This is a genomic window from Micromonospora sp. DT229 (genome assembly GCF_049844505.1).
Classification (GTDB): domain Bacteria; phylum Actinomycetota; class Actinomycetes; order Mycobacteriales; family Micromonosporaceae; genus Micromonospora.
This window is the reverse complement of the sequence record NZ_JBNCLD010000013.1, coordinates 20,861-30,337: the sequence shown is the minus strand read 5'-3', so window position 1 is coordinate 30,337 and position 9,477 is coordinate 20,861. Positions and strand designations below refer to the sequence as shown.

10 protein-coding genes are annotated in these 9,477 nt (G+C 68.0%); 8 read left to right on the top strand and 2 right to left on the bottom strand.

The genetic code is table 11. The features are described from left to right. Positions 1 to 63: 63 nt before the first annotated feature. Positions 64 to 747, bottom strand: coding sequence for a hypothetical protein (locus ACLQ2T_RS20030; RefSeq protein WP_425767879.1), 684 nt, complete (start codon positions 745 to 747; stop codon positions 64 to 66). Positions 748 to 1,049: 302 nt separating this feature from the next. After that, positions 1,050 to 2,432: an IS1380 family transposase gene (locus ACLQ2T_RS20025; protein ID WP_425767878.1), complete on the bottom strand. Its 1,383-nt coding sequence runs from the start codon at positions 2,430 to 2,432 to the stop codon at positions 1,050 to 1,052. Between the two features lie 556 nt (positions 2,433 to 2,988). On the opposite strand from ACLQ2T_RS20025, the gene ACLQ2T_RS20020 reads away from it, so the two are divergent. From ACLQ2T_RS20020 to ACLQ2T_RS19985, 8 genes are all read left to right on the top strand, one after another. Next, positions 2,989 to 3,384, top strand: coding sequence for a transcriptional regulator (locus tag ACLQ2T_RS20020; protein ID WP_126711252.1), 396 nt, complete (start codon positions 2,989 to 2,991; stop codon positions 3,382 to 3,384). A gap of 204 nt (positions 3,385 to 3,588) precedes the next feature. After that, on the top strand, positions 3,589 to 5,181 hold the full coding sequence (locus tag ACLQ2T_RS20015; protein ID WP_425767877.1) for an FtsK/SpoIIIE domain-containing protein: 1,593 nt from the start codon (positions 3,589 to 3,591) through the stop codon (positions 5,179 to 5,181). Continuing rightward, positions 5,178 to 5,411: a hypothetical protein gene (locus ACLQ2T_RS20010; protein ID WP_425767876.1), complete on the top strand. Its 234-nt coding sequence runs from the start codon at positions 5,178 to 5,180 to the stop codon at positions 5,409 to 5,411. Before ACLQ2T_RS20015 ends, ACLQ2T_RS20010 begins: the two co-directional genes overlap by 4 nt. A gap of 5 nt (positions 5,412 to 5,416) precedes the next feature. Next, positions 5,417 to 5,608 carry a hypothetical protein gene (locus ACLQ2T_RS20005; protein WP_425767875.1) on the top strand — a complete coding sequence of 64 codons (192 nt, stop codon included), beginning with the start codon at positions 5,417 to 5,419 and terminating at the stop codon, positions 5,606 to 5,608. Continuing rightward, the gene (locus ACLQ2T_RS20000) at positions 5,605 to 6,183 is read left to right on the top strand and encodes a DUF2637 domain-containing protein (protein ID WP_425767874.1); all 579 of its coding nucleotides are present in this window, start codon (positions 5,605 to 5,607) and stop codon (positions 6,181 to 6,183) included. The genes ACLQ2T_RS20005 and ACLQ2T_RS20000 overlap by 4 nt, the downstream gene beginning before the upstream one ends. Continuing rightward, positions 6,180 to 7,931 (top strand): replication initiator, encoded by a 1,752-nt coding sequence (locus ACLQ2T_RS19995; protein ID WP_425767873.1) that lies wholly within the window; start codon positions 6,180 to 6,182, stop codon positions 7,929 to 7,931. The genes ACLQ2T_RS20000 and ACLQ2T_RS19995 overlap by 4 nt, the downstream gene beginning before the upstream one ends. Beyond that, positions 7,931 to 8,113, top strand: coding sequence for a helix-turn-helix domain-containing protein (locus ACLQ2T_RS19990; protein ID WP_203220703.1), 183 nt, complete (start codon positions 7,931 to 7,933; stop codon positions 8,111 to 8,113). The genes ACLQ2T_RS19995 and ACLQ2T_RS19990 overlap by 1 nt, the downstream gene beginning before the upstream one ends. Next, complete coding sequence (locus tag ACLQ2T_RS19985) at positions 8,113 to 9,315, top strand: tyrosine-type recombinase/integrase (RefSeq protein ID WP_425767872.1); 1,203 nt, start codon at positions 8,113 to 8,115, stop codon at positions 9,313 to 9,315. The genes ACLQ2T_RS19990 and ACLQ2T_RS19985 overlap by 1 nt, the downstream gene beginning before the upstream one ends. Positions 9,316 to 9,477: the final 162 nt, after the last annotated feature.

The window sequence follows — 9,477 nt, the reverse complement described above, 5'->3', positions numbered from 1 at the left end:
TTGGGTGTGTTGCTCTTTTTTGTATGCGCCCCCACCTCACTACTGTAGTTCGACTTCACTCACTTAGCCGGCAAGAATGTTGTGGCACTGGCGCGCCCGCTCGTTGTTTCCGCCGACGTAGAAGACGGCGCAGGCCTTACCAACCTTGTATCGGAGGTTCGGTCGATAGGTGTGGTTCGTGTTGTAGTCGCATACTGAGTACAGCGGGCCAGGATTCGCTGGCCAGTTCGTGTAGTTCTTTCCGTTCAGATCGTAGTACTTGATCTGGAACTTGTAGTTGCAGAAGCCTCCCCACCAGTAGCCAGGACCGACACAATCCGTCCCGACTGTGTGTCGATTCACCATCTGGCCGTCACCCTCGATGTAGTGACTAAAGAAACAGCCGGTGGGTACACTGATTGTGATCCCCCCGTAGCTGTACTTAAACGTTCCGATAGGGGTGGTGCCGAAGGCGCTCATGATCGAAGGATCATCGCTTACTGATGCTACGGCAGGCGCTGTTTCGGCGGGGCCAGGTTCTTCGACTGGTGCTGCATGGGCTGAGGTTGATGTCAGGACAATGAGCGATAATAGCATCGCCATCACGCCGAGTAATCTCCTTGCATGACCTTTCATGAGGCTGCTCCCCCTCTTGATTCTGCTGTTTCCTGCCACCGCCTTGGCGACCACTTGATCGTTGCGTGGAAGATGCTCGCCATCAATGTTTTCTTTGTGTAACGAATCCGACAGTGGTAGGTGCGGCTGCACGTTTGAGTCCTGCAATATAGCCACCGCCAGTAGAAACGAAGATGCCAGCCGAATTGCCCTGCCGTGGGTGGGTCTGCGGGGGCGCAAATAATCTGGTAACCTGCATTGGGCCGTACTATCGACAGCAATTCTTTGCGCCTAGCCTCGATGATTCGTGCCTGACGCCGGCTCCTTCGGCCCGGCGGAGCTGATCGTTGTTGATCGATGCTGCTGGGTTGCGGGCGTGGTGGTGGGCCGTCTGTCGCGGCGGTGGGCGTGGTCTCCTGGGGTCCTCCGGGTTGTTGGGGCGGTGGCTGTGCTGGTCAGCCGGGGTCGGGGATGGCCGTGATCTGGTTGAACGCGGTGGTGATCTGTTCGGCCCAGGGCCAGGTGGCGGGGATGCGTAGCGTGCGGCGGCGTTGGCCGTGCACGAGGCGGGCGGCGGTGTGCAGGAATCGGTAGCGCAGTCGTTTCGGTTCGGCTTTGGCCAGGTCGCCGTCGAGGCCGATGAGCTGCAGCCAGGCGATCAGGTCGGCGGCGATCGCGGCGGCGGTGCACCAGGCCTGGTTGATGGCGAACTCGCGGGAGGGTAGGCGACCCAGGCCGGTGTCCTTGGCGCAGCGGATCCGGTCCTCGACACGGGCGTGGGCCCGGTGGCGGGCCTCCAACCACTGCAGGACACCTGTCGTGGTGTTGGTGACGAACGCGGTGTAGCGCCAGCCGTCGCGGTCCTCGAACAGGGTGAGTTGGGCGCCAGGGTGGGGACGTTCCCGCCGGACGATGACCCGCATCCCGGCCGGCCAGCCGGGCAGGTGCAGCAGGCCGGTCAGTTCGGCGACGGCGGCGCCGTCGCGGACACCGCCGTCGGCGTTGATCGCCGGTGACCACGCCTGGGCGGGTAGGGCGGTGATGGCGGCGCGTTCGGCCTCGCCGATCGACCAGCCGAGGGAGTACTCGACCCGCCGGCCGCGTTTGCTGTCCTGCTCGTGGAGCCAGTCGAGCACGGCGTGGGTGGCCGCGGCGCAGTCACCGCGGATGAGCAGGTGCCGGCGGTGTTTCGCGGGGACCTGCGCGATGGCTTGGGCGAGCACGTCGAGGTGATCGGCGGCGGTGTTCGCGCCGGCGTTGCCCGGCCGCAGCTTCACCGCGAGCAACTCGGCGGTGTTGTCGCAGGTCACCAGGATCGGGTGGAAACCAAAGCTGTGCTTGTAGGTGGCCGCAGCGCCTTCCTTGTCGCTGTGTGTGATCACGATCGTGGAGTCGACGTCCAGGACCACCACGCCGGTGCCGATGTCCCGCCCGGCCGCCCTCGCCGCCGGCGGGCCGCCGAACAGCTGCCACATCCGGGCGCGGACCTTCGCCCTGGCCTTGGCGATACGCCGCAACTGCACCGCGCCGATCTCGTCCAGGGCCCGCCACACCGTGGTGTCCGAGGCCACCGGCCCGAACACCTCACGCTGGTGGCGCAGCACGTCGATATCGCTGATGGCTTCCCCACCGTCAGCGATCATCACCGCCAGGTCGACCAGCACCCGACCCCGATCATGCATCGGCCACCAGCCGGCCCGGGCCAGCCCCGCCGACAACCCTGCGGTCAACCCGGCCCGATCCGCCAGCAACCGCAGCAACGCCGCACCAACGTGCGACACCACACCTGAACCGCCCGCGGTGACCCGTAGATCCTTCGACCACGCCGTAAGCTGCACCTTGGAAGTGCCTCCCCCAGAGAGAAACCTGTAGATGTCGCAATCACAAGTTTCCCTTGCAGGGCAGGCACTTCCGCTTATCTACACGCCGACGAACAGCGCATCTCGGCGATCACCGTGAATCACCCAGGCTAGCGGTAAGGCTGAGAAGGTGGCTCGCCGCGCTCTGCGTATCCGGACCGGACGACTGGGAGTCCCCGGGGTGGACTGCAGGGTGTGTGGTGCGGGGCGCCCCGGTGGCCGGTGTCCGACCAGCGAGAACGGGTGATTAGCGCAGCGGGCGCCCGGAGGCCCCCACATCAGCGGCGTCCCGCCGGCGCCGAGCAACCTTTGTGCGGCGACAAGGTCCTCGTGGGTAGACCGGACCAGTCCGGCCGATGCGCTGGCACTGCACGGGCACTTCGACGCCCGGCGCCGCATTTCCGCGCCAGCTGTCGACTAGCCCATTTCTGAGATCGAGCGGCGAGCTTCGCCATCGGTTGTTGACTTGTCTGCCAAGTGCCGTCTACCTTGGATCGCGACTTGGCAGACAAGTTAACAACCTGGAGGGTGAGCGATGGCTCTGCGTGGCGGTACGAGGTTCGCCGTGCGGTTCGAGGACGTGTTCCCGGCGGGGTGCGCGTTGGTGCCCGAGTCGTTGGGTGAGGTCGAGGACTACGACGAGAAGACGGGTCGGCGGTCCCCGGCGAAGGACAAGGTGACTGGTCAGCGGGTGTGGCAGGTCCGGGTGATGGATCTTGATCCTGAGTTGGGAAAACGGTCCCGCGAGACGACGGTGAAGATCTCGGCTGACTATCAGCCGGTGCCGCCGTCGGGTGCGCCGTTTGAGGCGGTGGAGTTCGACGGGATGACGGTGACGCCGTACGTGGCGAACAACGGTCGGATGGCGTATTCGCTGCGGGCGACCGGGCTGCGGGCTCCGGTGGTCGGTGGCAAGAAGGCGGCGGCGTAGCCGTTTCAGGTGGGGGCGGGGCTGTCTGGTCTTGGCGGACGGCAGCCCCGCCCCCTGGTGTCTCTTCCCCTGCTCTGTCGAGAGAGGTCGTGACGTGTCCAAGGGTAGGTGTCGGGCTGGTCGTGGCTGGCCCAGGTATGGCGTGTGTCGGGCTAGGTCGTTGCGGGGTGCCTGGTGATCGGGCGGCCTCGCGGTGAAGTGGTGATGACCTCGGCCGGGGATCTGATGGTGTTCCGGCCGAAGCGGTTCGTGTTGCCGCTCTGGGCGGTGCTGCTCGGGCTGGTGCTGCGCCGGTCTGGCCGGGCTATCTGGTGGTGCTTGCGGCATCCGGTGGCCACCGGCTCGGCGGTGCTGGCGCTGTGGCTGTTCGTCGAGTTCGGCTGGTCGGGGCTGGTGGTGCCGCTGGTGCTCGGGTCGGCGGCCTCGGCGGTGTGGCGGTGGCGGGACGAGTCGTCCTGGTGGACCTGGCTGGCGGGTCCGCTGCTCGGGGCGTTCCGGCGGGTGTTCGTCTATCGGCAGGTGTGGCGGGAGGCCATGACGCTGTGCCGCCTCGCCGACACGTACGACCGTCGGCCGGTCCTGCCGCAACTGCTGCGGGTGCGCTCGGATCAGTCGCTCGACGTGCTGACCGTCCGCATGGTCCGGGGCCAGACGCCGGAGCAGTTCCAGGCGGTCAGCGCCAACCTGGCGTACGCCTTCGGCCGGCGACACGTCCGGGTCTACTCGGAACGCCCCGGCGACCCGCCGACCCGTATCGGACATGCGTCCTGGTTGCTGCGGCTGGTCGATCGGGTGCGGTACCGGGATCGGCCGACGCTGGTCTACCTGGCCGTGGTGCGTACCGACGCGCTGCGCACGGTGGTCCCACCGTTCCCGGTGCCCGTGGTTCCGGACTTCACCGCGCTGCCCCTGGCCCGGCGGGAAGACCTGCGCCCCTGGTCACTGCACCTGCTTGCCACGCATGTTCTCGTTGGCGGGGCGACCCGCTCCGGTAAGGGTTCGGTGTTGTGGTCGCTGGTGCGGGTGCTCGGCGGTGGGATCGCCTCCGGCCTCGTCCGGCTCTGGGTGATCGATCCCAAGGGCGGGATGGAATTCGCGCTTGGCCGTCCGATGTTCGCCCGGTTCGCCTGCAAGTCGTTCGAGGCCATGGCCGATCTTCTCGACGAGGCGGTCACGGTGCTGCGGGAGCGGCAGATCCGACTTGCGGGCACGGTGCGGGTGCACACGCCGACGGAAGCTGACCCCCTGGTCGTGGTCGTCGTCGACGAGATGGCCGCGCTGACCGCGTACCTGCAAGATGTCGAGCTGCGTAAGCGCATCGCCTCGTCGCTCGGGCTGCTGCTGTCCCAGGGAGCCGGCGTCGGCGTCCTCGTGGTGGCCGCGTTGCAGGACCCGCGTAAGGACGTGCTGCCGTTCCGGGACCTGTTCCCAACCCGCATCGCGCTCGGCCTCACCGAGGCGTCACAGGTCGACATGGTCCTTGGCGACGGTGCCCGAACCCGAGGCGCGCTCGCTGACCAGATGCCCAGGTGGGCCAAGGGCGTCGGGTACGTGATCCTCGACGGCACCCCCGACCCGATGCGGGTCCGGTTCTCGTACGTCTCCGACGACGACATACGCGACATGGCCCGCCAGTACCCGGCCCCCGCTCACGCGGCGGACATCCTCGCCCAGGTCGGCCGGGAAACCGCCCCCGAACCGGCCCGGCCTCCGCTGCCGCGCACGCCGTCCGGACCGCTGCTACCCGAATCGCTGCGCAACCTGCTCGACCGGGACAGCGGGGGTGAGGGTCGATGACCGCGCCCGGTCGCCGGTTCTACCGGCTGCGTACCCCCGAACCGGTCACCGCCGTGTCCGTCCGCGTCGACCCGTACCCGGTCTATCTGGCGGTGGGTGCGGGGCGGCGGCGGATGTCCCTGACCCCGGATGAGGCGTGGGCGTTGTGGCGCTGCCTCTCCGAAGCGGTCGCCTCCCTCGGTACCCCTCCCGACTACATCCGCACCGACATCCGACCGGCCCGGAGGTAACCGCCGTGAACCCCCTCACCCGCATCATCAACCGGCTCCGGCGTCCGCTGCACATCCGGCTCGTCGGCCCCGCCCACCAGACCGCCGCCGCACTGCACGGCCTGGCGCACATGGTCAACCGCCGCCACGACATGAACGGCCGGCGCATCCGCATCGACCTGACCATCCGCGAGAAGCCGTTGGAGGAATGGCGATGACCACGCGCACCGAATCCGCGGTACGCCTGGTGATCCTGCTCGCCATCGGCACCATGGCCGGCGCTGCCGCCTTCACCCACGTACACGACCTGTCCGTTGCCCACGGTCAGCCGCACTGGATCGGCTGGGCCAACGCGGTAGCCGTCGAGCTGATGGCGATTTACCTCGGCCTGGAACTACGCGCTCGGCGTCGTGCCGGTCGTCCCGTCGGCCTGGTCGCCTTGCTCCTGGTGGCGTTCGCGCTGCTGTCCCTTGCCGCCCAGGTCGCCGGAGCCGAACCGTCCGTGTGGGGCTGGATCGTCGCGGCGGTGCCGTCGCTGGCCTTCCTCGCCCTGGTGAAGGTCGTCCTGTCCAACGCCCCGGTCACCCCACCAACCGTCGAGCCGGACCAGCCGATCGCGCTCCACACCGAGGAACCCGGCCCGGCCACCGATGTCGAACCGGTCCGCCTGACCGAGCCTGCTGCGCCGGCTGTCCCGGTTCCGCCGGCTGTCGTCTCGGCTCCGGCGACGGTGCTGCCTGCGCGTGGTGTCGTCCAGCCCAACCGGCCGCACGTCGTCGGGATCATCCGATGACCGCTGCCACCCTGCCCGGCCTCGAACCCGCCCCGACCCCGGCTGCACCACCTCGCCCGGGGTCGCGGGCGGCCCGCATGGCACTACCCCGCTCCGTCGACGTACTCAAAGAGATCGCCGCCGAATACGGCGTCTGCGTCCGACCTCTCGCGATGCGGCGCACCGACCTGAACACCGGTCTGACGGAGGTCATCGACCTGCCGTGTGGTGCGACCCGGGAGGACAAGTGCGCGCCGTGCGCGAAGAAGAACCGTCGGCTGCGGCAGGCACAGATCCGGGAAGGCTGGCACCGCGACGACGAGCCGCTACCGCCACCGGAACCGGCGACCGAGGAACAGAAGGCGCTGATCCTGATGCGCGGGCACCTGGAGTTCTCCCGCGACGAGGCATCCCGCGCAAGCCAGTGGGACCAGGTCGAAGACCTCGACGAGGCAATCCGCGAAGTCGAAGAAGCCATCGCGGCCGAAGGACTCCGGGGCCGAGTAGCCCCGCCACACGCGACCGGCGACGACGACCAGGCCGACGACGACAACGGCCGACGGCGCAAGCGATCCACCCGCCGTCGCCAAGACGCCCCCGACCTACCCCGCCGCAAAGTCGAGCGCCGCACCGTAGGCCGCACCTACACCGCCCCCGACGGCACCACCTACCGGCCGTCAATGTGGCTAACCCTCACCCTCGACTCCTACGGCCCGGTACGCCCCGACGGCACCCCACTCAACCCCGACCGGTACGACTACCGCCGGGCAGCCTGGGATGCGGTGCACTTCCCTCGGCTGCTCGATCGGTTCTGGCAGAACCTGCGTCGCTGCGAGGGATGGAACGTCCAGTACGCCGGCTGTGTCGAGCCCCAACGCCGTCTTGCTCCTCACGCGCACTTCGCCATCCGGGGCACGATTCCGCGTGACGTGCTGCGCACCGTGGCGGCGGCGACGTACCACCAGGTGTGGTGGCCGGCGGTCGATGTCCAGCGGTACACCCTCGACCGGCTACCCGTCTGGGACGAACAGGCTTCCGCGTGGGTAGACCCGGACACCCGCACGCCGCTGACCACCTGGTCGGAAGCCCTCGACGCCATCGACGACGACCCAGACGCCGAACCGGTGCACGTCGTGCGCTTCGGCTCCCAGATCGACGCACGCGGCGTAATGCCCGGCACCGAAGACGCCGAACGAACCATCCGCTACGTCACCAAATACATCACCAAACACACCGGCGACGTCCACAGGGCGACCACCGACCGGCAACGCAAACACCTCGACCGGCTCTGGCAGGAACTCCAACTCACCCCGTGCACCGACCGCTGCGCGAACTGGCTGCTCTACGGCATCCAACCCAAGCGAGCACACGCGAAGCTCAAGCCGGGCCGCTGCAAGGGCAAAGTCCACCAACGGGACACCCTCGGCATCGGCGGCCGGCGCATCCTCATCTCCCGCGACTGGTCCGGCAAAACGCTCTCCGACCACAAGCACGACGTACGGGCCTGGGTGCGGGCACTGCTCGGCGTCACCGTCGGCTTGGAGGGCGTCGACGACCAGGGCGCCACCGTCGAACCCGTCCGCCACGCCTGGGAACTCGCCCGACCCGACGACCCCGACGTCGGCCCCATGGCCCACCGATTGCTTCGGGCTATCGGCGAACGTGCCCGCTGGCGCTCCGAACTCCTCGCCGCCAAGGACCGCGCCGCCCAGCTCCCCGCCACCGCATCGACGACGGGAACGGAAAGCACGACGGGGGAGGGGCAGTAATGGCGGCGAACGATGGGCTCTGGACGATCCGGGACGTGGCGGCGTACCTGCGGGTGCCGACCGAAACCCTGTACCGCTGGCGCAAGGTCAAGTACGGTCCGCCTGCGGCACGGGTCGGCCGTCACCTGCGGTACGAACCGGAAGCGGTCCGGTCCTGGGTACGTGAGCAGGCGGCGGCCTGATGGGACACGTCGAGGATCGCTGGTACAAGACACTGCGTCACCCGGGCGGGCAACGGGAGCGGGTCAAGACGGAACTGTTCGGCAAGGGCCTGCGCTACCGGGTGCGCTACATCGGCCCGGACGGCAAGGAACGCAAGAAGTCATTCCCCGATCGCGCCAAGCGTGAGGCTGAGGCGTTCCTCGTCTCGACTGAGTCGGACAAGCTGCGCGGCTCGTACGTCGATCCGGTCGCAGGCCGGATGACCTTCGCGGAGTACGCCGAGACGTGGCTACGAACGCGCTCGTTCGACGAATCGACCCGCGAGAGTACGGAGTTCCGGGTACGGAAGCACCTGCTGCCGTTCTTCGGCTCTCGGCAACTGGCGTCCATCAAGCCGGGGCACGTTCGGGAGTGGGATGCCGCAATGGTCGGTAAGCTGGCTCCGGCGACTCGGGCCGTGGTCTTCGCCCACCTGCGGACCATCCTCGGCGCGGCCGTAGATGACGAACGAATCGCGAAGAACCCGTGTTCGGCAAAGTCGGTCAAGCCACCGCGACCGGTGCAACGTCGGGTGGTGCCGTGGCGGTACGACCAGGTTTCGGCAATCCGCGGTGGCCTCGCCCAGCGGTACCGCCCCATGGTCGACCTGGGGGCCGGCTGCGGTCTGCGGCAGGGCGAAATTCTCGGCCTCGGGGTCGACGACATCGACCTTGACGCGGGCTGGGTGCACGTCTGCCGTCAGGTAAAGCTCGTCCGCTCCCGGCTCGTCTTCGGTCTGCCCAAGAACGACCGGGACCGCCGGATACCGCTGCCCGACTCCGTCGCCCAGGTGCTACGCCAGCACATCGACGACTTCGCCCCGGTGTCGCTAACCCTGCCGTGGGAGAACCCGGCCACAGACGAGCGGGTCACGGTCCCACTGCTGTTCACCACCACCCGGCGCGGCGCGATCAACCGACGCACCTTCGACAACAAGAGTTGGCGACCGGCTGTCGTGGCGGCTGGCATCACGCCGACTAGGGCCACCGGGATGCACGCGCTCCGCCACTTCTACGCCTCGTCGCTGCTCGACGCGGGGGAGAGCATCAAGGCGCTTGCCTCCTACCTCGGGCACGCCGACCCCGGCTTCACGCTCCGGGTCTACACGCACCTGATGCCCGCCAGCGAGGAACGCACCCGCAACGCGATCGACAACCTGTTTAGCCCCGACGAAACGCCCTGACGCCCTGGGGACGCCCTGAGCGGGTGTCAGGCGAACGAAACGCCTGCTCAGGGCGCGAACGAACTTCATAATCCGGCGTACAGGTCGACTCGTCCGTCGCCCACCAGCTCAGAGCCCCGATCAAGGCTCTGAGCTGGTTCTATGTCCGGGTGTCGATGGTCG